Source organism: Rhizobium sp. N621 (assembly GCF_001664325.1).
In the GTDB taxonomy this organism is placed as follows: domain Bacteria; phylum Pseudomonadota; class Alphaproteobacteria; order Rhizobiales; family Rhizobiaceae; genus Rhizobium; species Rhizobium esperanzae.
Window position 1 is genome coordinate 2407131 of record NZ_CP013495.1, and the last position, 22036, is coordinate 2429166.

A 22036-nucleotide genomic window follows, 5' to 3' on the forward strand; every position below is an offset into this window, starting at 1 on the left:
CATGTCCTCCCGGTCAGGCTGGAGCTCGGCACAATTCTTCGAAGTGACGCGACATGCGTTCCGCATCCGGTTTTACACACGTGAATAGTTCAAAGGCAGCCGCGGCCTGGAACACGGTCATGCCGCCGCCCGGCAAGGTCCTGCACCCCTTCTTCTCTGCCAGGGCCAAAAGTTCCGTCACGAGCGGCATATAGACGATATCGGCGACCCAGTGACGTGGGTGAAGCCATTCCGGTTCGATCGGGAGACCCGGATGACTTCGCATGCCCGTCGGCGTCGCGTGAATCAGCCCATCGGCCGAAGCGAGCGCCGCACCGACTTCCCTGACCGGCTGCGCGCAGGTTCTTGAAAAGCGCCGGTTGAGCTGATCGGCAAGCGCGGCGGCGCGATTTGTGTCCTGGTCGAAGATCGAGAGCATCTCGATACCCAGCTTAATTGCTGCGTGCGCGACCGCCACCCCTGCGCCGCCGGCTCCGAGCAGGACGGCATGCGTTTTGGCGACACCGGGCATGCCGCGCTCGAAATTCTTGTAGAAGCCATACCAGTCTGTATTGTGCCCGATCCGCTTTCCGTCCCGAAGCACAACCGTGTTGACCGCTCCGAGCATCTCGGCGTCCTCCGACAGGCTGGTAAGATGAGCGATGACCGTCTGCTTGCAGGGGTGCGTGATGTTGCTTCCCGCGAATCCGCGGTCTTCGAACTCTACGAGCAATTCAGGCAGCGCAGAAGCGGGTAAACTGCGCTCGGCGAAATCGACGAGTTCATAATGGTAATCCAGCTTCAGGTGCCGCGCCTCGATTTCGTGCAGTGCGGGTGACTTCGACATCTGGATGTCGGCCCCGATGAGACCGACGAGGAATTTGTTATTGTTCATCTCAAAAACCCAATCGGCTCAGTGATGTGCGAGGATCTCGCCAAGGAAAGCCTTGGTGCGCTCATGCTTCGGAGACTTGAAGAAGACCTCGGGCTCGGCCTCCTCTATGATCTCGCCGGAAGCCATGAAGATGACCCTGTCTGCAACCTGACGGGCGAAGCCCATTTCATGGGTGACGCAGATCATGGTCATGCCGTCGCGTGCGAGTCCGATCATCGTGTCCAGCACTTCCTTGACCATTTCCGGATCGAGCGCCGATGTGGGTTCGTCGAACAGCATCGCCTTGGGTTCCATGCAGAGCGCCCGGGCAATGGCGACACGCTGTTGCTGCCCTCCGCTGAGCTGCGCGGGATATTTCTCCGCCTGGTCAAGGATTCGAACTCGTTCGAGGTATTTTCTCGCCAGCCTCTCGGCGTCGGCCCGGCTGGTTCCGCGGACCCTCATAGGTGCAAGCGCGCAGTTCTGCAGAACGGTCATGTGCGGGAACAAATTGAAGTTCTGGAACACCATCCCGACTTCACGCCGAATGGCATCAACCGCCTTGCTTGTGCCGTCGAGCAACTGCCCCTCGACGATGATCCTGCCTTCCTGGATCAGCTCGAGAGCGTTGATGCAGCGGATCAACGTCGACTTGCCGGAACCCGAAGGTCCGCAAAGGACGATCTTCTCACCTTTGCGAACCGACAGGCTGATGTTTTTCAGCGCATGGAAGGAGCCGTACCACTTCTCCACCTGATTTAAAGATATCAATGTCGACTGATCATTAGCGGAACTGAGCACGGCACCCTCCATGTATGCTTTACTTAACGGTGAACGGAATGTTGGGGATGGATTCCGGGAACGTCGGCAGATCGATCTTCATCCACTTCTTGGTGATGGCTGCAAGTTCGCCATTAGCCTTGATCTTGTCGAGAAAGGCATTGACGGCCTCGTTCCAGTCCTTCTCGCCCAGTCGCGTTCCAACGCCATTGTAAGTCGTCAGGAAGTCGATCTTGCGCTCGTAGGTGCCGGCGCTGGCGGCATCGAGCCGCTGTCCGTAGAACATGTTGCCTCCGACGGCCTTGACCTGTCCGGAGACCAGCGCCTGAATGGTTGCGGCGTCGTCGTCGAAACGGCGGACGGTCGCCGTCGATCCCATCGCGTCGGTAATAGCCTTGTCCTGCGAGCTGGACTTCGGCACGCCGATTTCCCAGCCGGCTACATCGGCAGGCGTTTTTGCGGTATCGGCCTTTGCCGCATAAAGTGAGATCGTGTTCGCCGCGTATGGCTTGCTGTACTGGATCGATTTGGCGCGCTCTTCCGTCATGGCCATGGTGGCGAACAGGATGTCGACCTTGCCGGTGGTCAGGGCCGGAATGCGGTTGGCGACAGCGAGCGGCTGGAACTCGACCTTAACTCCGAGTTCCCTAGCGAAGAGTGTCGCGACATCGGCATCGAACCCGTCCTGCTTGCCGCTCGTGTTGACGAAGCCCCATGGCGCGTTGTCGCCCTGAATGCCGACGACGATCGTGCCCTTGGCCTTGATCTCCTCGACGGTCGCCGCGGAAGCCGCAGCAGCGCCTACCGTGGCGAAGGCGGCCGTAGCCAGGGCCATTCCAAGAAATTGTCTGCGATTGCTATACATTCCATTCTCCTCCTCTGTGGTCTTTGCTTCGAGCGAAGCAAGGTTAGCGGGCAGCTTTTGCCATCCGTTTTTCGAGGCCGCTCCCGATGTGGGAGAGAGGCCAACAAATGATGAAATAGACTATTCCGACGATCCCAAAGACGAGCAGCGGGCGGTAGGTCTGGTTCGAAATGATCTGTCCGGCACGGGTCAGCTCGATGAAGCCGACGATTGCTGCGAGCGATGTGCCCTTGATGAGCTGAACGAGAAATCCGATGGTTGCAGGCATCGAAATCTTCAGCGCCTGTGGTAGGACAATGTCCTTCATCCGGGAGACGTAATGCAGCCCGAGCGCGTTCGCGGCTTCGGTCTGTCCCTTCGGAACGGCCTCGATCGAGCCGCGCCAGATCTCGCCCAGGAAAGCGCTCGCATGCAGGGTGAACGCTATGGCCACAGCGATCCATGCATTGACGTCGACGCCCAAAAGCGCGACGCCGTAGTAGACGACGAAAAGCTGCATCAGGAGCGGCGTGCCCTGGAAGAGCGCTATGTAGCCCGACGATACGAAGCGTGCGACACGGTTCTGCGACGTGCGCACCAGAGCGATCAGGATTCCGAATATGCCTCCGCCGAGGAAGCCGATGATGGCCAGCAGCACAGTCCACTTCAGACCCTGCAAGAGGAAGAACAGCTCGTTTTCGCCGATGGGACCCATGAACGCCTCCTATCGGGTCGGGTAGTTGAAGTAGGAACGGGAGATAAGGGCGAAGATGCCCATCATCAGGCTCGAGATGACCAGGTAGATTGCGGTCACGCTGAAATAGACCTCGAAGCTTCGGAAGGTGTCGGATTCGATCCGCTGCGCCGCCGAGGTCAGCTCGTAGGCGGCGATTGAAGTGCAGACCGAAGTCGTCAAGGTCAGCATCACGAACTGGCTGGTCAGGGACGGATAGATCGCCCGCAGAGCCGGCTTCAAAACGATCAGCCGGAAGACATCGGCCTTATGCAACCCCAACGCAAAGCCTGCCTCGACCTGCCCCTTGCTCACGCTTTCCACGCCGCCTCGAATGATCTCAATCGCATAGGCGCCGCCATTGATCCCCAGCGCGATGATGGCAGTAGCTGTAGGGTTTAGACGGATGCCCATAAGCGGAAGGGCGAAGTAGATAAAGAATATCTGCACCAGGAACGGTGTGTTTCGAACGATCTCGATAAAGGCAATCACCGGAGCTCGGACAAGTTTGTTCTTGGACGTTCTTGCAGCGACGCCGAGAATACCGATCGTGAGCGCAAGGATCATTCCGGCAACCGCGAGACCGAGCGTCCCAAGCGAACCCCAAAACAATTCCGGGGCGCGGTCGAAGACCGCACCAAAATCGAACGTATAGCCCATATGTTGACTTCCTCCCTCCGGCGCGGCTCACGCCTTGCCGGCGCCGGATCAGCGATCCGGCCCGAATAATTCTTCGGCCCTGTCGTACAGATGTTTCAAATGCGTCTCAGGCGGGGCAGACCCTGCGAGTGGGACTTCCACCGAGATCGCCGCGGAGCTATCGACCGCTGCAACGAGTTCCTTCAATGGCAATTCACCCTCCCCCGGTGCGAACCGCCCGCCTCTAGCTTCAGTGATCATCTCCTCTGGTGTCATCGGCGCTGGTCCAGTGACATCGCACAACTGAACGTGCCTTACCCTGCCAATCTCGGTTCGGAGCGAGGCGAGCGTACCGCCATTCCTGAAGAAATGTACTCCGTCGACGAGGGCGCCGGCATTGCGGGCACCGCTCGCCTTCACAAGATTGACGCTGTCCTGAAAGGTTTTAATCACCCGCCAACCCATGTTCTCGATATCGACAGCCAAGCCGTAGCGGTCCGCAAGGCCGCAGAGATCCGAGAAGTTCGATGCCAATCTGGCTTGATCAGGATCATCTCCGCAGACACTGAGCCGGCGTGCTCTAATGTTCGCAGCCGCAGCGACTGTGGCCTCCACCGACGACGCGTCGAACGAGGGGTCGATTACGAAGAACTCGATATCGAAAACCTCGATGCCTTCACCGGCAAGCACGGTTTTCAGCTCGCGCGCAGCCGAACCACCGACAGGCAACTCGTAGTAGGGCGCACCAGGGAACGCCGGATTCAGTCTGAGCCCGATCCTGGAAAATCCCGCGCACGCAGCGGCCTTCGCAAATTCTATGGGAGACAGCAATATCGCGGAGAAGTGCGCGACGCCAATCAGTGGCGCCGATTTCGATGTTACGGCGGCCATCACGCGATCCCCTTCGCCGCGAGATGGTTGCGCAGATTGGTGCCGGTGCGATGGATGTGCTGGCGGAGCTTCTCGCAGGCATAGTCGACATCACGCGCGACCGCTCCCTGGGCAATCTCGCTGTGCTCCTGCCCTACATTGCGATCCCCCGACGTACGGATCAAGAAGACGCGGCGATATCGGTCGTTGAGATTCAGCAGAAGACTGCAGAAGTGAAGTAGCAGAGGTTTGCCACAGCCCGAGATCAAGGTGAGGTGGAATTCGCGGTGAAGCGCTTCCCATTGTTCCAGCGTTTCGGGACGCGCGGCGTCGCGCTCCGAGCGGTTTAGACGATGAAGCGCACGCATAATGTTGCCCTCCCATTCGACGTCGCCAAGACGCATGGATTCACGCAACGCAAAAACCTCGAGCTCCTCGCGCAGGCTCGTGACCTCTTCCAGATTAGCCAGCGAGATCGGGGCGACGCGATAGCCTCTGTTGTCCTGAAACTCGACCAGGCCGTCTGAAATGAGCCGGGCCAAGCCCTCCCGCAACGGGCTCAGGCTGACGTTGAAAGTCTTCCGCGCCTTGTCGAGATTGATCTTGCTGCCCGCTTCCAGCTCACCGGAGATGATCGCCTCCCGAAGGCGCGATGCGAGCTGGCTGCCGATGGTGTTCTTACCATCGTCGAGAAAGCCGGTTGACGGCACATCTTCTGTCAACGGCCCAAGAGAGCTGTCGTCGGCCGTGTCCATTCTTCCTCCAGCAATCCGGCGCAAGTTTCGATTATCGGTATAATAAACGATTATTTATGTCAACCTAGAAAAGTGTCGAGCTTCCCATCTCTCGCCTTCAGAAGCCTTTTAATCACGTCATTTCCAATGCTTACGGCATCCTTCTGGCCATGCTTTCATTGGCAGCCAGCATTGAGCGCATAGTGATAGCTTGACAAATAATCGATTATTTTGATAGTCGAACCTCATTGGGAGGTAGCCTTATGGCAATAAGAATGGAAAGCGAGTTGACGCCGGCCGTCCTCGCCGTGATGAACCGCACGGAAGATCCACGGTTGCGGGATATACTCGTTGCAATGGTGAAGCACCTCCACGCATTCGTGCGGGAAGTCAGGCTGTCGGAAGTCGAGTTTCGCGAAGCGACCGCCATCCTCAACGAAATTGGCCAGCTGCAGACCGACAGCCACAACGAATTCGTGCTCATCGCCGGATCGCTTGGCGTCTCGTCCCTTGTGTGCCTGCTCAACAACGGCGACAACGGGCAGACCGAGACTTCACAGTCGCTACTCGGGCCGTTCTGGCGGCTCAACTCTCCGCGGGTGGAAAACGGCGGAACCATCATCCGGTCGGAAACGCCGGGAACACCCCTGTTTGTCCACGCGAAGGTGGTTGATCGAGGAGGCAAGCCCATCCAAGGCGCCGAGATCGACGTATGGCACGCCTCGCCTGTCGGCCTTTACGAGAACCAGGATCCTGATCAGGCGGAAATGAACCTGCGCGGCAAGTTCACTACGGACGACGAGGGTCGATTCTGGTTTAGAACGGTCAAGATGGTGGGCTATCCCATCCCTGTCGACGGAGTCGCCGGTCGGCTTCTCCAGGCGCAAGGTCGCCACCCTTACCGACCTGCGCATCTGCACGCCCTGATCTTCAAAGAGGGATACAAAACCCTCATTTCCCAGGTCTTCGACCCGAGCGATCCGAACATTGATTCCGATGTGCAGTTCGGCGTCACCGCGGCTTTGACAGGCGACTTTGTCCGTCATGACGAGCCGCACCCGTCCGACACGGACGTCACTGGCCCGTGGTTCTCGCTCGACTACACCTACGTCATGGAGCCAGGCGAGGCCATCCTGCCGCGTCCCCCGATCAAATAACGAAACCAACAGAGCCAAATCATGATTACGCAAAAGGAACGCCAGGCGGCAGCCGACGCACTGCTGAAGGCAGAAACCGAACGCAAGCCCATCGTCCAGCCGAGCAGGACATATCCGAATTTGGAACTTGAAGACGCTTACGAGATCCAAGCACTCTGGGCGCAGGCCCGGATTGCAAAGGGGGCGCGGATTGCGGGTCATAAGATCGGACTGACATCGCGGGCGATGCAGATGGCCTCGAAAATGACGGAGCCCGACTACGGCGTCATTCTGGATGACGCCCTTTTTAACGACGGAGCGCAGATCAGAGCGGAACTCTTCATCAAGCCTCGTCTCGAAGTGGAGCTCGCCTTCGTAATGGGCGAGGATCTCGAGGGACCGGGCACTCGGATCTATGATGTCATGCGCGCGACTGAATTTGTCGTTCCTGCGCTTGAGATCATCGACTACCGAACCGAAGTGCCCAGAGCCATCACCGATACGATCGCCGACAACGCCGCCTTCGGAGCGATCGTCGTGGGTGGCCGTATCATCCGGCCGATGGACATCGACATCCGCTGGGTCGGCGCGACGCTTTCAAAAAACGGCATCATCGAGGAATCGGGTGTTTCCGCCGCTATCATGGGGCATCCGGCCGCCGGAATCGCCTGGCTCGTGAACAAGCTCCATGCCGTCGGAGGCGGTTTGAAGAAGGGCCAGATCGTGCTTGCCGGCTCGTTCACCCGCCCTGTGGACATCGTCAAGGGCGATGTCATCCAAGCCGACTATGGTCCGGTCGGCTCCATCGGCGTCTCGTTTGTGTGAGGCGCCGATGGAACTTCCCGTCAATCACTTCAAACGGAAACTGAGAGCCGGCAAAAGCCAGATCGGTCTCTGGTGCGGCCTTCCCGGAAGCTACGCGGCAGAAATCGTCGCGCCGTCGGGCTTCGATTGGGTGCTGTTCGATACAGAGCACTCTCCGAGCGACGTCCTCACCGTCCTACCGCAATTGCAGGCGGTCGCGCCTTACGACGTTTCCCCGGTCGTACGCCCGGCATTTAACGATCCCGTGTTGATCAAGCGCTTTCTGGATATCGGCGTCCAAACGCTCCTCGTTCCCTATGTTCAGAACGAAGAGGAAGCGAAGGCGGCGGTCGCCGCCATACGGTATCCGCCGCACGGGGTCCGCGGGGTCTCCGCTCTAACGCGCGCCACCCGCTTCGGGCGCGTGCCGAACTACGCGCGCATTGCCGAACAGGAGATCTGCCTGCTTCTGCAGATCGAGACCCGAGAGGCACTCGGTCAGCTAGAGGCCATCGCAGCGGTCGAAGGCGTCGACGGCGTCTTCATTGGCCCCGCCGACCTGGCGGCCAGTTTCGGTCATCCCGGCCAACCGGGGCATCCCGAGGTGGTCGCGGCCATTGAAGACGCGATCGGACGCCTGAAAATTCTTGGAAAACCGGCAGGCATCCTCACGCCGGACGAGACGTTTGCAGCCCGCTGCATTTCGCTCGGGACGTTGTTCACCGCCGTTGGCGTAGACGTCGCCCTCCTTGCGAGAGGATCGGAGGCGCTCGCAGCCCGGTTTGCATCTTAGGGAGTTCGCGCCGATGTCGACGCGGAAGAAAGTTCTGTCCGAGATAGCGCCCGCGGGTGTGATCCGGGCCGCCGTCAACATGTCGAATACAGCGTTGGTCCAGTGGGACGATCAGGCGGGCACCTTGGTCGGTCCAAGCGCTCGGATCGGTCACAAAATTGCCGAGCAACTGGATCGCGGCCTCTCGCTGATTCAGTACAGCTCGGCCGCCGACATCCTCGCCGCTGCGGACCGCGGCGAGTGGGACATTGCTTTTATTGCCTCGGATGCATCGAGAGCCGACCGGTTCTCCTTTTCACCTCCCTACATCTCCGTCAGAGCGACCTATTTGGTGCCGGAGGACTCAGCGCTTCGAACGGTCGGAGATGTCGATGCTGAAGGACTACGGATAGCCTCCGCAAGAAGCGCCGCCTATACGAAGCAGCTCGAGCGTATTCTTGAAAAGGCCACTGTCTCGCATACGGACAGCCCGGCAGCTGCCATCGATCTCCTTGTCGGGTCGCAATGCGACGCGGCTGCGGGATTGACCGAATTCCTCGTTCAGAGTTCGGAGCGAATTTCCGGCTTCAGGCTGGTGGAGGGAGCGTTCTCTGAAATTCCCCAGACGATCGCCGTGCACCGAAGAGCCATTCATGCCTCAGCCTTCTTTGCGGATTTCGTACACCGTCTGAATGCAAGCGCTGGAGCGCCGTAAAGTAACGTCCTCGGCTCTTGGGCACGTGCTGGCCTTGGCGGGATCAGAACGGCAATTTCGTAACCAGCCAACACCGCTGGAGCCCAGCCTTCAAGCCGGCAGCTTATTCTGCTCCGGAGAGGCAAAGACCGAGGCCGGCATCGGTCCTGACGTCATCAGGGTGAAATCAAAGGGCGCCTTGAGATCTGGGCCGAGCACATATTGCCGATGGACCCGCAGTTGGTCCTTGCGGATCTTCCGGTAATGTTCGCTCGTCAGCATCTGCTTGACGCGGATAAGAAGGATCTTTGCCGGCGGCGCATCTGCATGGCCGGAGACGGCAACGACCGGCACCTTGTAGAAATTGATCGAATCCGTCAGGCATTGCACGTCAAGCCAGGAGATCTCCGGACAGCGGGCGATCAGGCCAACGCGGGCGCGAAGCAATGTTGCCGATGACAGCAGGGCGCATTGCAGAACGGCGCTGCCGAGTGTGGCGAATACCACTCGCTTGCCCGCGAAGATCCCCGGCTCCCTTTCAAGCAGTATGCCGATGACATGGGCGGCGACGCTCGATCCCATGCTGTGCGAGGAGATCACGTACTCGTCCGCCTCCTCGGCGAGCGCCTTGCGCACCGCAGTCGCCCGCTCTTCCAGCCAGTCGTTGAAGTCGGCCCGATCCATACGGCCGAGCGCCACTGCCATTTCCCAATCGGCAAAAAGATGCAGCGTATGGAAACGCTCGGAAAAAGGCAGGAAGGCGAAGATGAAGAAGCAGAGCGCCAGTGACCCACTCCAGAGCACGTGCCAGGCGGAGAAGCCGAGACTATAGGGCAGGAAGACGATCTCGGCCGTCAGCGCGATCGCCAGCGCCGTCAGCAGGAACGGAAAGAGGAAGAACAGGCCGAAACGCCACGCATGCCTGAAATATCCCCGCATGCCACCTTCCAGCATGATCTCGGCGCAGCTCCGAAATCCTGCAATGATCCGGCTCAGTGTATTGCGGCCGCGCAGCCGACGCACGAACATGTCGTGATCAACCATATGGATCCGGCTCTTCGTCCGCCAGCCGGCGGAACCGGTCTCCGCCGCAGGCGCCGTTTCGCGGGCTCCCGCGCTGCCAGTCGTGACCTCGAAGCTGAGAGGATCGCTTCCCGCCTCCGGCGCACCGGTTTCGACGGAGTAGCCCCAGACGGCAGCACTCTGTCTGGCAGAGCGTTCGTACCGCGCCCTATGGGCAAGGCCGTCGAGCGGCTCGAAGCCCGGGAAATGCAGGACGACCCGCTTCTTTATCAATGTCATTCCGCTGTTCCGGCCGGGCAAATAGCCGGCATATTGCTGCAAACCACCTGCTGACCGCCGATATCGCGAAAAAGCAGGTATGATTTCAAAGCCGTCTTGCTAACCGAACTCATCCGGAATTCAATAGCAGGCACGTCGTTTTCACCGCAAACGGAGGGGTTTTGTGGCCGATCTTGTAAAAGAATTGATATCGGGTGTCGTCGACAGCGTGCTGAAGGAAATCCTGAAGAAAACCACAGGTCGCGTCTCGACGAAACGCAAGAGGCGCAAGGCGCGCCCCGGCGCGACGACGACGGCTGTCAGGAAGACGGCTACGGCCAAGCGCAAGCCCGCCCGCAAACAGGTCAGCAAGCGCCGCACCGCCGCCGGCCGCAGCCGTCAGCGTCGCGTCTGAGAAGCAAGGCAAACTTCCGACCGTAACGCGACAGCAACAATCGCAAAGTGGTCTGACCAGATGGTCTTTTTTTGGCTCGGGCGGCTGGAATTCCTGCTGTCACATGCTATCTAAGGGAAACGATTGAAACGGCGGGCCTTTAACTCGCCTGTTGAAAGGATCAGATCCCATGAGCGGCATTCACGAATTCATCGACAACGAAATCAAGAGCAACGACGTCGTCCTCTTCATGAAGGGCACGCCGCAGTTTCCGCAGTGCGGGTTCTCCGGCCAGGTCGTGCAGATTCTCGATTACATCGGCGTCGACTACAAGGGCATCAATGTGCTCGCCGATTCGGAAATCCGCCAGGGCATCAAGGATTATTCCAACTGGCCGACGATCCCGCAGCTCTACGTAAAGGGCGAATTCATCGGCGGTTGTGACATCGTCCGGGAAATGTTCCAGGCCGGTGAACTGCAGCAGCATCTCCAGGAAAACGGCGTCACCGTTCGCGGCGCCGCCTGACCGGTCACCGGACGTCCGCCCGGTTTCCAAATCTGTTTCTCGAGTCCGAGGCGCTGCGGTGAGCAGCGCCTTGGCCTGTTTATGGGAATTTCATTGTGACAGATTCATCACAAGCCGTGTCCGCGGGCCGCCTGCCCATGGGCAAGCGTGAGTTCATCGCGCTTGCCGCCTTCCTGATGGCCATCAACTCGCTTGCCATCGACATCATGCTTCCGGCGCTGCAGCAGATCGGCGCGAGCCTCGGCGTCGAAAGCGAGAATCACCGGCAGTTCGTCGTCTCCTCTTATCTGCTCGGTTTCGGCTGCGCCCAGCTGTTCTACGGTCCGCTCTCCGACCGTTTCGGCCGCCGCACGCCGCTGTTGATCGGCCTCGTCGTCTATATCACGTCCGCCATCGGAATCGTTTTCGTTCCCTCCTTCGCCGGCCTGCTGGTGCTGCGCTTCGTCCAGGGCGTCGGCTCGGCCGCCACCCGCGTCATCACCATCTCCATCGTCCGCGACATCTATGGCGGCCGGCAGATGGCGGAGGTCATGTCGCTCATCATGATGGTGTTCATGATCGTGCCGGTGATTGCGCCCGGCACCGGCCAGGTCGTCATGTTCTTCGGCAACTGGCACCTGATCTTCCTCTTCATCGCCACAATGGCGACGGCGATCGGCGTCTGGGCCTATGTCCGCCTGCCGGAAACCCTGCATCCGCAGAATGTCCGCCCCTTCACCGCCCGCTCGATCTTCGGCGCCTTCAAGCTGGTGCTGACCAACCGCGTGGCGCTCTGCTACACCATCGCCAGCACCTTCATCTTCGGCGCGCTGTTCGGCTTCATCAATTCCGCCCAGCAGATCTATGTCGGCATCTACGGCCTCGGCGTCTATTTCCCGTTCGCCTTTGCCGGCGTGGCGATCTTCATGTCGCTGTCGTCCTTCTTCAATTCCCGTTTTGTCGGCAAACTCGGCATGCGCCGCCTGTCACACGGCTCGCTCCTCGGCTTCATCGCCATCAACACCATCTGGCTGATCGTCCAGATGGCAAGCTCCGAGCCGATGCCGTTTGCGCTGTTCATCTCCTTCTTCGGCCTTGCCATGTTCCAGTTCGGCTGGATCGGCTCGAACTTCAATTCGCTTGCCATGGAGCCGCTCGGACACGTCGCCGGTACCGCCTCCTCCGTTCTCGGCTTCATGAGCACGGTCGGCGGCGCCCTTATCGGCGCCGGCATCGGCCAGGCCTTCGACGGCACGGCGCTGCCGATGGTCGCCGGTTATTTCATCGTCTCGATCATCGGGCTCATCTTCGTGCTGATCGCCGAAAAGGGCCGCCTCTTCCATCAGCACAATCCGGCCGTTTGAGCGGCCGGTCCCTTCCGCATCCAGGATTTCACCGCATGACGCCGCCGCATAAACCGCACCAGGAAAACCAGGGTTCCCGCCGCATCGGCATGGGCTTCGGCGAATTCGTCGTCACCATCGCCATCATGACCGCCAGCATTGCCATGGCAATCGACAGCATGCTGCCGGCATTGCCCAATATCGGCCATTCCCTCGGCGTCACCAACACCAACGACGCCCAGCTTATCATCGGCGTGTTCTTCCTCGGCTTCGGCGTCTCGCAGATATTCTTCGGCAGCCTTTCCGACACCTTCGGCCGCCGCAACATCCTGCTTGGCGGCCTTGCCTGCTATGTAGTCGCGATGTTGGCCGCTGCAGCAACCGGCAGCTTCGAAATGCTGCTCCTCATGCGCTTCATTCAAGGCGTGGGCGGCGCGGCCGTGCGCATCACCACCATGGCCATCGTCCGCGACTGCTTCGGTGGCCGCGAAATGGCCCGCGTCATGTCCTATGTCATGATCGTCTTCATGATCGTGCCGATCGTTGCCCCTTCTATCGGCCAGCTCATCATCCTCTATGCCAACTGGCACTGGATCTTCATCCTGCTCGGCGCAGTCGCCAGCATCCTGTTCGTCTGGGCTCTTCTGCGGCTGAAGGAATCGCTGCCCCCGGCAGAACGCCTGCCGCTGTCGGTCGGCTCTGTCGCAGACGGCTTCAAGACCGTGCTCACCAACCGCATCACCTGCGGCTACATGATCGGTCTGACCATGTTTACAGGCGTCATCAGCGCCTATGTGATTTCCGTGCAGCAGGTTTTCGGCGAAGTTTATGGCCTTGGCGACTGGCTGCCGATCGCCTTTGCGGCGACCGCCGGCGGCATTGCCGTCGCCAATTTCGCGAACGGCTTCTTCGTCCGCAAATTCGGCATGCGCCGCATCTCGCACGCCGCGCTGCTGATCTTCACGGCACTGTCGGCTCTCGGCTTCGTCATCGCCTTGGCGGGCAAGCCGGACTTCGCCACCGCCTACAGCATCTTCACCATCGTTCTGATGATGTTTGCGGTGATCGCCACCAATTTCACCGCCATCAGCCTCGAGCCGATGGGCAATCTCGCCGGCACGGCGACCGCCATCACCGGCTTTGTCTCGACGACCTTCGGCGCCATCCTCGGTGGCCTGGTCGGCCAGATGTTCAACGGCACGGTGCAGCCGCTCTTCGGCGGATTCGCGCTGTTCGGCCTGGTGACGATCACAGCCACGCTATGGGCTGAGAACGGCAAGCTCTTCACCCATCCCGGTGACAATCCGCAACTCGATCCGGGCGCGGCTCACTTCTGAGGCAGGAGCACCGGATCAACTCAAGGCATTCTCGATGAACGAGCGAATTCTGATCAGGCCTTATGTACCGGGTGACGTGGACGCCACGATCGAGATTTTTCTACGCTCCATCCGGGAAGTCTCGTCAAAAGACTATTCCGCCGCTGAGATCGAAGCTTGGGCAAAGGTGGAGGATCGCGCCCTATGGGCGGAACGAAGGATGAGCAGGCCGGCCTGGATGGCAGAGATCGCCGGAAACCCCGTGGGTTTTTCGGATCTCGCCAGCGACGGGTGCCTCGACATGATGTTCGTGCACCCTGGCTATCAAGGGGTCGGTGTAGCAACCTGCCTGCTGGGCAGGGTCGAAGAAGAAGCTCTCAAGCTGGGATTTCGCCGAATATCTACGGAAGCAAGCAGAACTGCTCGTCCGTTCTTTGAACGCAAAGGATTTCGCGTGATAACCCGGCAAACCGTCGAGAAGCGCGGACAAGGCCTGGAAAACTTCCTGATGGAAAATTTCTACGCCTAAATTGTCATTTGCGATCGGCTTTGCGACGGCCGGTCGCATCGGTTTTAGATGGTAACGACCTCACGCCGCAGCGTATCCCACGATGCCTTGTCGGGCGCAATCAGCAGTCCGCCATCGAGATGCTGCGGTAAATAGGGCGAGCCGTCGAAGCGGGCCGCATAGGCGCCGGCCTCCTGCGAGATCAGCGTGCCGGCAAGATGGTCCCAAGGCATCAGCTTGTTATACATCAGGTAATGGACGTGCCCGCCCGCAAGAGTGCGGTATTCGTGAGCAGCACAGCGGTAGTTGGTGAGGAAGCGCACCTTGGCGAGATTGCCAAGGACCTCGGCGCGCTTCTCGACCGGCAGGTAGCCGGTGGAAGCCATGCCGACCATCTGGGCGAGCGCGACAGGCTCGGCTGCGCGCAGTCGTTGCGCCTCACCATTCGGTCTGCGCAGCCAGGCACCACCGCCCTTCTCTGCCATGACCCAGTCGTCGCCCATCGGGTCGTAGATGATGCCGGCAATGGTCTCGCCGCCTGAAATGACCGAGGCCATGACGCCGAAGGCCGGGATGCCGGCGGCGAAGTTGAACGTTCCGTCGACCGGATCGACTACGATCGCGAGATCGGCATCGGCAAGCCTGCCAAGCAGCGTCGGGTCGGCCGCGACCGACTCTTCCCCGAGAAACAGCGCGTCCGGCCAGAGCTGTTGCGCTTCCGCCTTGATCATCCGCTCGGCCTGCTCGTCGGCCTCGGTGACAAGATCGGTCGCCTCGCTCTTGGCGCGCACTTCATCCCGGCCGAGCCGGCGGAAGCGCGGCAGGATCTCGGCCTTTGCCGCGCGGCGCAAGAGATCGGCAAGAACGGTCACGTCAACGCTTGTTGTCATATCAAATCCTCTCACTTCGGCCGAGGCCTTATATCAGATGCCGACAATCTCGCGCCGGATCAGCTGCCAGCTTTCCCTATCAGGCGCAGAAATGATGCCGCCGGTCGTCTCGCCCGGACGATAGGGTGTGCCATCGAATTTCGCCGTGTGGCCGCCCGCCTCCTGGTGCGCGAGCACGCCGGCCAGGTGATCCCAGGGCATCAGCTTCGCATGACCAATGAAATGCATCTTGCCGGATGCGACCATCCAATATTCATAGGCCGAGCAGTTGAAAGCGAAGGTCATCCGCGCCTTTGCCATGTTGGCGCAGATGCGCGAGCGATCGGGCTCTTCCATATGGCCCCATGACATGCCGCCGACCATCTGGTTCAAGGCGGCAGGCTCAGCCACCCTCAGCCTGCTCGATTGTCCATCCCGGCGCATCAGAAAGGCGCCCGCCCCCTTGATCGCCGTCACCGTGTCGCCGAGAGCGGGATCGTGAATGATGCCGGCAACGGTTTCGCCGCTCACGGTAACCGCAAGCATCGTTCCGAAAACGGGAAGTCCGGCGGCGAAATTGAACGTGCCGTCGACAGGATCGATGACGAAGGCAAGCTCGGCATCGGCAAGCGCCGGCACCACCGACTTGTCGGCGTCATAGGCTTCCTCGCCGACCACGAGTGCCGAGGGAAAGCGCTCTTTCAGGGCCGCGGTGATCCGGTGTTCGGCAAGCAGATCCGCCTGCGTCACCAGATCGGTTGCCGAGGTTTTTTCCGAAACATCCGTGTCGCCGAGGTTGCGAAAACGCGGCATGATTTCCGCACGCGCCGCCTCCTTTACGCATTCGCCGAGAAAGAGAATATCCTGATCTGAAATGGTCATGCGAATTGCTGTCCTTCATGCAAAGAGCCAGCCTGCTTAGCCGGCCTTTCATGAAGGATCGGTGACACCAAGGCTGGAAAAGTCGAAGAGTTTCGGATCGAGCAGATGCGACGGGTTCACGTGCGAAAGCGCTCGCAGCATTGTGTCCTTGCGTCCAGGCATGCGCCGTTCGATATCGGCGAGCATGTCCTTCATCGCATTGCGCTGCAGCCCGTCCTGGGAGCCGCAGAGATCGCAGGGGATGATCGGGAACTGCATGGCGACGGCAAACCTGGCAAGATCGTCCTCGGCGGCATAGGCGAGCGGCCGAAGCACCATTAGGTCGCCCTCGTCGTTCAGAAGCTTTGCCGGCATCGAGGCAAGCCGTCCGCCGTGGAAGAAATTCATGAAGAAGGTTTCGAGAATGTCCTCACGGTGATGGCCGAGCACCAGTGCGTCGCAGCCCTCCTCCCGCGCGATGCGGTAGAGATTGCCGCGCCGCAGCCGCGAACAGAGCGAGCAATAGGTGGCGCCTTCGGGCACCTTCTCCTTCACGATCGAATAGGTGTCGCGATATTCGATCCGATGCCGGACGCCGATCTTCGTCAGATAATCCGGCAGCACATGCTTTGGAAAGTTCGGCTGTCCCTGGTCGAGATTGCAGGCGACGAGCTCGACGGGCAGCAGCCCACGCCATTTCAGATCAAGCAGCAGCGCCAAGAGACCGTAGGAATCCTTGCCGCCGGAAAGGCCGACAAGCCAGCGATTCTGCCCCTTCAGCATGTCGAAGTCATCGAAAGCCTGACGTACTTGCCTGAGCAGGCGCTTGCGCAGCTTGTTAAAGGAGACCGAACGTGGCGCATCGGCAAAGAGTGCGGGGCCTGCGCCGTCGTCGATTTCGCTAGTTTCCGGATCATCAGCGATGTTGGCTGCGATATTCATTGCTCCGTCCTATCGAAGGTCTGCCTGCCTTAGCAGAAAGTCATCCGGCAACACAGCCTCAATCGCCGAAAACCGACCAGCCGGTGCGGGCCGCAAGCATCTCAAGCGCCACGGCGCCGAGCTGCGAATTGCCGACCTTGTTCAGCCCCGGCGACCACACCGCGATCGAGGCGATGCCGGGCGCTACCGCAAAAATGCCGCCGCCGACGCCGCTCTTGCCGGGCAGGCCGACATGATAGGCAAAGTCGCCCGAACCGTCATAATGGCCGCAGGTCAACATCAGCGCATTGATGCGCCGCGCCCGCTTCGGCGAGACCACGGAATGACCGGTCATCGGATTGCTGCCGCGCGCCGCCAGGAATAACCCGGCCCGGGCCAGCTGCTCGCAGCTCATTGCGAGCGCGCATTGATGGAAATAGACGCCGAGCACGTGATCGACGGGATGGTCGAGATTGCGATAGGCGCGCATGAAATTGGCAAGCGCAACATTGCGATATCCCGTCTGCGTCTCGGAACGCGCTACCTTGTCGTCAATGGTGATCGACTCGTCGTCGGCGAGATACCGCACGAAACGCAGCAGCTCCCCGATCGCCTCGCGCGGCGCATGGCCCGCCATGACGACGTCTGTGACGGCGATCGCCCCGGCATTGATGAAGGGATTGCGGGGAATGCCGCTCTCGTGTTCGAGTTGCACTATCGAATTGAAGGCCGATCCCGATGGCTCGCGCCCGACGCGCTTCCACAGTCCCTCACCGACCTTGCCGAGCGCCAAGGTCAGCGTGAAGACCTTGGATATGCTCTGGATCGAAAAGGCGATATCGGCATCGCCGACACGAAAGACCTGGCCGTCGACGGTGACGATCGCCATGCCGAACTGCCGCGGGTCCACCTTGGCAAGCTCGGGAATATAGTCGGCGACCTTGCCCTCGCCGATACGCGGCAGGATATCGCTGTAGATGCTATCGAGGGTCGCCTGCAAATCCGCCATCGCTTCTCTCCGGATAACAAAAAAGCCGCCCGAAAGAGCGGCTTTTCCATATGCGAAAACGCCTGGGTTTTCTTAACGCGAATAGAATTCGACGACGAGATGCGGTTCCATGACGACCGGGAACGGAACGTCGCTGAGGGTCGGAACGCGGCCGTAGGTGGCGACCATCTTGTTGTGATCAACTTCGATATAGTCGGGCACGTCACGTTCGGCGAGGCTGACGGCTTCCAGAACGGTCACCAGCTGCTTCGACTTTTCGCGAACTTCGATGACGTCGCCGGCCTTGCAACGGTAGGAACCGATGTTGACGCGCACGCCGTTGACGGTCACGTGGCCATGGTTGACGAACTGACGGGCAGCAAAGACCGTCGGAACGAACTTGGCGCGATAGACGATCGCGTCGAGGCGGGATTCCAGCAGACCGATCAGGTTTTCCGAGGTGTCGCCCTTGCGGCGGGCAGCTTCTGCGAAGATGGCGCGGAACTGCTTCTCGCGCAGGTCACCGTAGTAACCCTTGAGCTTCTGCTTGGCGCGCAGCTGCACACCGAAGTCCGAAAGCTTGCCCTTGCGGCGCTGGCCGTGCTGGCCCGGGCCGTATTCGCGGCGGTTCACCGGGGACTTCGGACGACCCCAGATGTTTTCGCCCATACGGCGGTCAATTTTGTACTTGGACGATTCGCGCTTGCTCATCGTATTTCCTTTCAAAGGTTTATGGCGGCTTGTTTCCAAACCGCGCGAAGGAAACACGCCCTCCTCTGACCTCTGCCGAGACCTGACAGGATGTTTCGGTTACGCGAACAGAAACGATCCACGGGACATGTCAAATGAAACACCGGACATTGCTGCCCGGTGCTTGGCGCGGTCTTTAGAGGCCCGTCATGAAAATGTCAACTGCGCCAAAGCCAGAAACGCCGCTATTCCGCCGCCAAAGGCTGATCGCCCGTATCCGGCGCGTTTGCGTCGCCAGGCGCCGTCTGACAATTCATGTCGGGGAACGCCACGATGCGCTTGCCGGAGAAATCCGTATGCACGACGACGATGCCCTGTTCCTCGAAATAACCGAGCAGCCGTCGGGCGCGCCGCGCCGAATGCGTGCCGTAGGCGCGGGCGATGCGCGCGTCGGACGGGCACGCTTCGCCGCGGACGGCCGCCTTGGCGAGCATCAGGAAGACGCCCTGCAGGTCATCGGTGACGTCTGCCGACAGCAACAGCGCCGTCGCCCACTCATCGCTCGCCGCTGTTGCCGCATCGACGCCGGAGCGCGAGATCGCCACGCGCCGGCGGAAATCCGGCAGCGCGATCGGCGGCCCCGGCACGCGGCGCATGCGCAGCCGGACAAGGAAATCCTGGTAAAGCACGGAATCGGTGCGGAAGGCGGATGCGGGATCGTCGAGTATTTCGGCGAGCACGCCGGCAAGGCGCTCCTCCCGCTCCTCGGGCGAGATCTCCGCCTGGCTCGCCCTCGCTTCGACCGGCGCCGGGGATGCCACCGGCGTCGAGCGCGAGAGTTCGGCCAGGATATCGGTCGTCGGTCGCGGCACCGGCGGCGCGCGGCGCACGAGCGGGCGCTGGAACTCTTCCGGGTCGGGCGTGAAGATCAGGTCCTCGACGTCCTGCGGCGCATCCGGCAACGGCATCAGCTTCGGGCTGGAGGAGCGCGCCGAGGTCTCCACCGCACCGATCTGGATCGGCAGCGGCCGGCGCGACAATGCCGGCCCAAGGGCAACAAAATTGCCGCGCTTGAGATCGCGGAACATCTCCGCCTGGCGCCGGTCCATGCCGAGCAGATCGGCGGCGCGCGCCATATCGATATCGAGGAAGGTGCGGCCCATCAGGAAGTTCGAGGCTTCGGCCGCGACGTTCTTGGCGAGCTTGGCGAGCCGCTGCGTTGCGATCACCCCGGCAAGCCCGCGCTTGCGGCCGCGGCACATCAGGTTGGTCATCGCTCCCAGGGACATTTTGCGTGCATCTTCTGAGACGTCTCCGCCGACGGAGGGCGCAAACATCTGCGCCTCGTCGACGACGACGAGGACCGGATACCAATATTCGCGATCGGCATCGAACATGCCGTTGAGGAAAGCGGCGGCGGCGCGCATCTGCTGCTCGATATCGAGGCCTTCGAGCGTCAGCACGCAGGAGACGCGATGCTGGCGGATACGGTTGGCGATGCCCGCCAATTCCGCCTCGGTGCGCTCGCCGTCGACGACGACATGACCGAACCTGTCGCTAAGGGTGACGAAATCACCCTCGGGATCGATGATGACCTGTTGCACCCATTGTGCAGACTGCTCGAGCAGGCGGCGCAAGAGATGCGACTTGCCCGACCCGGAATTGCCCTGCACGAGCAGGCGCGTCGCCAGCAGCTCCTCGATATCGAGCGTCGCCGGAGCGCCGGACGCCAATCCCATATCGATGCCAACCTGCAATGCTGATCCTCGCGGCGAAGAGACTCACATGAATGAAGCGCCATTCTTCCGAAACGGCAAAGCCCCGTCTATCAAAGAATTTGCAGTTTTTCAGGACCGGATTTCGCCAACCCACAGGACAATTCCGCTTACGCTCTCAAGCCGAATCCCTGCATCAATCGTCGCGTGGCAAAATCGGGATTGCCTGATGTGAAGACTGCAAAGTCGAAATTATTCGGATGCACAGCATCGGCAACCAGCGGCACCAGCGTGCGGGCGCGCCGCGCGATTGCCTCGGCCGGATCGAGCCAGTCGACCGGCCAGGGCGCAAGACGGCGGAAGAGATTGGCCATGAACGGATAGTGCGTGCAGGCAAGCACCACGATATCGGTCTTGTGCCCCTCTTTCTCGACGAAGCACTGGTCGATCTCCGCAAGCACGGCCTCGTCGGAGACCGCTTCGCCACGAATATAGGCTTCGGCCATGCGCGCAAGGTTTTCCGAGCCGACAAGCCGTACGTGGCATTGCTGTGCAAAGGACTGGATGAGATCGCGCGTATAGGCACGTTTCACGGTACCCGGCGTCGCCAGCACCGAGACCAGGCCCGAACGCGTGCGCTCCGCCGCCGGCTTGATCGCCGGCACGGTGCCGACGAAGGTCATTTGGGGAAAGGCCGCGCGCAGGTCGGCGCCGACAAGCGTGAAGGCGGTGTTGCAGGCGATGATGCAGACTTCGGGATCGTAATCCTGAAGCAGCTTGCCGAAGAGCCCGATGATGCGCTCCGTCAGCGCCTGCTCTTCCCAACCACCATAAGGGAATCCGGCATCGTCGGCGACATAGACGAAGCCGCGCTCCGGCATCAGCACGCGCGCCTCGCGCAGCACGGTCAGCCCGCCTATGCCTGAATCGAAGACGAGGACGGGTTTCAGCTCATTGGTCGGCGCTGTCATCGGTTGCCGCTTCCTTGCCGGATCTGGTGAAACCGCCTTTGCGCGGACTGTTTCGCGAAAAGCGATCGAGGGAGGAGATGACGCCGCGCAGCACGCTGATTTCCTGTTCCGTGAAGGCCCGGCGGGAGAGAACAGCGCGAAGGTTGTCCACCATTTTCGGCTTTTTCGAGGGCGGATGGAAATAGTTGCGCGAATCGAGCGCTTCTTCCAGCTGGTCGAACAGGCCGAAGAGCTGCTCCTTGGTGGAAGGGCGCTGCTCGAGCGCCTGGAACGGCACCGCTTCCAGATCCTCCATGCCGGACTTCATCCATTCATAGGACATCAGAAGCACGGCCTGAGCAATATTCAGCGAGGCGAAGGCGGGATTGACCGGAAAGGTCACGATCTCGTCCGCCAGCGCCACTTCCTCATTGGTCAGCCCCCAACGCTCGCGGCCGAAGAGAATGCCCGTTGCCTCGCCCGCCCGGAACCTTGTGCGCAGCGTTTGCGCGGCAAAGACCGGGGAGCGCACCGGCTTATAGTTGTCGCGGCTGCGCGCCGTCGTGGCGTAAACGAAATTGAGATCGGCAATTGCCTGCTCCAACGTGTCATAGACTTTGGTGCCCTCGATCACGTGGTCCGCCTTGGAGGCCGTCGCCTGCGCTTTCTCGTTCGGCCAACCGTCGCGCGGATTGACGAGACGCAGTTCGGCCAGGCCGAAATTCGCCATGGCGCGCGCCACCATACCGATATTCTCGCCCATCTGCGGCTCGACCAGAATGATGGCCGGCCCTTCGGCCAGAAGTTGACGCTCGCTGTTCGTGCCTGCCATGGTC

Annotated in this window: 25 protein-coding genes; 9 read left to right on the plus strand and 16 right to left on the minus strand. The window is 60.6% G+C overall.

Annotation, left to right across the window (positions count from 1 at the left end):
• Nucleotides 1–13: 13 nt before the first annotated feature.
• The 7 genes from AMK00_RS11730 to AMK00_RS11760 are packed head-to-tail and all read right to left on the minus strand — an operon-like array spanning nucleotide 14 to nucleotide 5474.
• Nucleotides 14–874 (minus strand): shikimate dehydrogenase, encoded by an 861-nt coding sequence (locus AMK00_RS11730; RefSeq protein WP_064810481.1) that lies wholly within the window; start codon nucleotides 872–874, stop codon nucleotides 14–16.
• A gap of 18 nt (nucleotides 875–892) precedes the next feature.
• The gene (locus tag AMK00_RS11735; protein WP_064802891.1) at nucleotides 893–1666 is read right to left on the minus strand and encodes an amino acid ABC transporter ATP-binding protein; all 774 of its coding nucleotides are present in this window, start codon (nucleotides 1664–1666) and stop codon (nucleotides 893–895) included.
• 7 nt (nucleotides 1667–1673) lie between these two features.
• The gene (locus tag AMK00_RS11740; protein WP_082240298.1) at nucleotides 1674–2498 is read right to left on the minus strand and encodes a transporter substrate-binding domain-containing protein; all 825 of its coding nucleotides are present in this window, start codon (nucleotides 2496–2498) and stop codon (nucleotides 1674–1676) included.
• Between the two features lie 43 nt (nucleotides 2499–2541).
• Entirely contained in the window at nucleotides 2542–3192 is a 651-nt protein-coding gene (locus AMK00_RS11745) for an amino acid ABC transporter permease (protein WP_064802895.1), read from the minus strand.
• Between the two features lie 9 nt (nucleotides 3193–3201).
• Complete coding sequence (locus AMK00_RS11750; RefSeq protein ID WP_064802896.1) at nucleotides 3202–3870, minus strand: amino acid ABC transporter permease; 669 nt, start codon at nucleotides 3868–3870, stop codon at nucleotides 3202–3204.
• A gap of 48 nt (nucleotides 3871–3918) precedes the next feature.
• Nucleotides 3919–4740 carry a sugar phosphate isomerase/epimerase family protein gene (locus AMK00_RS11755; protein ID WP_064802898.1) on the minus strand — a complete coding sequence of 274 codons (822 nt, stop codon included), beginning with the start codon at nucleotides 4738–4740 and terminating at the stop codon, nucleotides 3919–3921.
• Nucleotides 4740–5474: a GntR family transcriptional regulator gene (locus tag AMK00_RS11760; protein ID WP_064802900.1), complete on the minus strand. Its 735-nt coding sequence runs from the start codon at nucleotides 5472–5474 to the stop codon at nucleotides 4740–4742. The genes AMK00_RS11755 and AMK00_RS11760 overlap by 1 nt, the downstream gene beginning before the upstream one ends.
• Before the next feature lie 242 nt (nucleotides 5475–5716).
• On the opposite strand from AMK00_RS11760, the gene AMK00_RS11765 reads away from it, so the two are divergent.
• From AMK00_RS11765 to AMK00_RS11780, 4 genes are read left to right on the plus strand one after another with little or no spacing between them, the layout of a single operon-like run.
• Nucleotides 5717–6610, plus strand: coding sequence for a dioxygenase family protein (locus AMK00_RS11765; RefSeq protein WP_064802902.1), 894 nt, complete (start codon nucleotides 5717–5719; stop codon nucleotides 6608–6610).
• 21 nt (nucleotides 6611–6631) lie between these two features.
• On the plus strand, nucleotides 6632–7414 hold the full coding sequence (hpaH, locus tag AMK00_RS11770; RefSeq protein ID WP_064802904.1) for a 2-oxo-hept-4-ene-1,7-dioate hydratase: 783 nt from the start codon (nucleotides 6632–6634) through the stop codon (nucleotides 7412–7414).
• A 7-nt stretch (nucleotides 7415–7421) separates the two neighbouring features.
• Nucleotides 7422–8186: a 4-hydroxy-2-oxoheptanedioate aldolase gene (hpaI, locus tag AMK00_RS11775; RefSeq protein ID WP_064810482.1), complete on the plus strand. Its 765-nt coding sequence runs from the start codon at nucleotides 7422–7424 to the stop codon at nucleotides 8184–8186.
• A gap of 13 nt (nucleotides 8187–8199) precedes the next feature.
• Nucleotides 8200–8880 carry a transporter substrate-binding domain-containing protein gene (locus AMK00_RS11780; RefSeq protein ID WP_064802909.1) on the plus strand — a complete coding sequence of 227 codons (681 nt, stop codon included), beginning with the start codon at nucleotides 8200–8202 and terminating at the stop codon, nucleotides 8878–8880.
• A 90-nt stretch (nucleotides 8881–8970) separates the two neighbouring features.
• Here the strand turns inward: AMK00_RS11780 and AMK00_RS11785 are convergent, their stop codons facing one another.
• Complete coding sequence (locus tag AMK00_RS11785) at nucleotides 8971–10161, minus strand: hypothetical protein (RefSeq protein ID WP_064810483.1); 1191 nt, start codon at nucleotides 10159–10161, stop codon at nucleotides 8971–8973.
• A gap of 163 nt (nucleotides 10162–10324) precedes the next feature.
• Between AMK00_RS11785 and AMK00_RS11790 the strand changes: the two genes are divergently transcribed.
• The 5 genes from AMK00_RS11790 (at nucleotide 10325) to AMK00_RS11810 (ending at nucleotide 14227) form a co-directional block, all read left to right on the plus strand.
• Entirely contained in the window at nucleotides 10325–10555 is a 231-nt protein-coding gene (locus tag AMK00_RS11790) for a hypothetical protein (protein ID WP_064802913.1), read from the plus strand.
• A 169-nt stretch (nucleotides 10556–10724) separates the two neighbouring features.
• Nucleotides 10725–11060 (plus strand): Grx4 family monothiol glutaredoxin, encoded by a 336-nt coding sequence (gene grxD / locus AMK00_RS11795; RefSeq protein ID WP_009994514.1) that lies wholly within the window; start codon nucleotides 10725–10727, stop codon nucleotides 11058–11060.
• Between the two features lie 137 nt (nucleotides 11061–11197).
• Entirely contained in the window at nucleotides 11198–12403 is a 1206-nt protein-coding gene (locus AMK00_RS11800) for a multidrug effflux MFS transporter (protein WP_064806157.1), read from the plus strand.
• A gap of 35 nt (nucleotides 12404–12438) precedes the next feature.
• Nucleotides 12439–13719: a multidrug effflux MFS transporter gene (locus tag AMK00_RS11805; protein WP_064810484.1), complete on the plus strand. Its 1281-nt coding sequence runs from the start codon at nucleotides 12439–12441 to the stop codon at nucleotides 13717–13719.
• A 34-nt stretch (nucleotides 13720–13753) separates the two neighbouring features.
• Nucleotides 13754–14227, plus strand: coding sequence for a GNAT family N-acetyltransferase (locus AMK00_RS11810; protein WP_064810485.1), 474 nt, complete (start codon nucleotides 13754–13756; stop codon nucleotides 14225–14227).
• A 44-nt stretch (nucleotides 14228–14271) separates the two neighbouring features.
• Here AMK00_RS11810 and AMK00_RS11815 read toward each other — a convergent pair whose 3' ends face one another.
• The 8 genes from AMK00_RS11815 to AMK00_RS11850 form a co-directional block, all read right to left on the minus strand.
• Nucleotides 14272–15096: an inositol monophosphatase family protein gene (locus tag AMK00_RS11815; RefSeq protein WP_064802919.1), complete on the minus strand. Its 825-nt coding sequence runs from the start codon at nucleotides 15094–15096 to the stop codon at nucleotides 14272–14274.
• 33 nt (nucleotides 15097–15129) lie between these two features.
• Nucleotides 15130–15957 (minus strand): inositol monophosphatase family protein, encoded by an 828-nt coding sequence (locus AMK00_RS11820; RefSeq protein WP_064802921.1) that lies wholly within the window; start codon nucleotides 15955–15957, stop codon nucleotides 15130–15132.
• Nucleotides 15958–16005: 48 nt separating this feature from the next.
• Nucleotides 16006–16878 carry a tRNA 2-thiocytidine(32) synthetase TtcA gene (gene ttcA, locus AMK00_RS11825; protein ID WP_064802923.1) on the minus strand — a complete coding sequence of 291 codons (873 nt, stop codon included), beginning with the start codon at nucleotides 16876–16878 and terminating at the stop codon, nucleotides 16006–16008.
• A gap of 58 nt (nucleotides 16879–16936) precedes the next feature.
• Entirely contained in the window at nucleotides 16937–17866 is a 930-nt protein-coding gene (locus tag AMK00_RS11830) for a glutaminase (RefSeq protein ID WP_064802925.1), read from the minus strand.
• Nucleotides 17867–17938: 72 nt separating this feature from the next.
• Complete coding sequence (gene rpsD, locus AMK00_RS11835) at nucleotides 17939–18556, minus strand: 30S ribosomal protein S4 (protein ID WP_064685423.1); 618 nt, start codon at nucleotides 18554–18556, stop codon at nucleotides 17939–17941.
• A gap of 224 nt (nucleotides 18557–18780) precedes the next feature.
• Entirely contained in the window at nucleotides 18781–20292 is a 1512-nt protein-coding gene (locus AMK00_RS11840; RefSeq protein ID WP_064802927.1) for an ATP-binding protein, read from the minus strand.
• Between the two features lie 128 nt (nucleotides 20293–20420).
• Nucleotides 20421–21221, minus strand: a complete 801-nt coding sequence (gene murI, locus AMK00_RS11845) for a glutamate racemase (protein ID WP_064802933.1) — start codon at nucleotides 21219–21221, stop codon at nucleotides 20421–20423.
• Entirely contained in the window at nucleotides 21202–22032 is an 831-nt protein-coding gene (locus AMK00_RS11850; RefSeq protein ID WP_064802935.1) for an RNA methyltransferase, read from the minus strand. The genes murI and AMK00_RS11850 overlap by 20 nt, the downstream gene beginning before the upstream one ends.
• Between the last annotated feature and the right edge of the window lie 4 nt (nucleotides 22033–22036).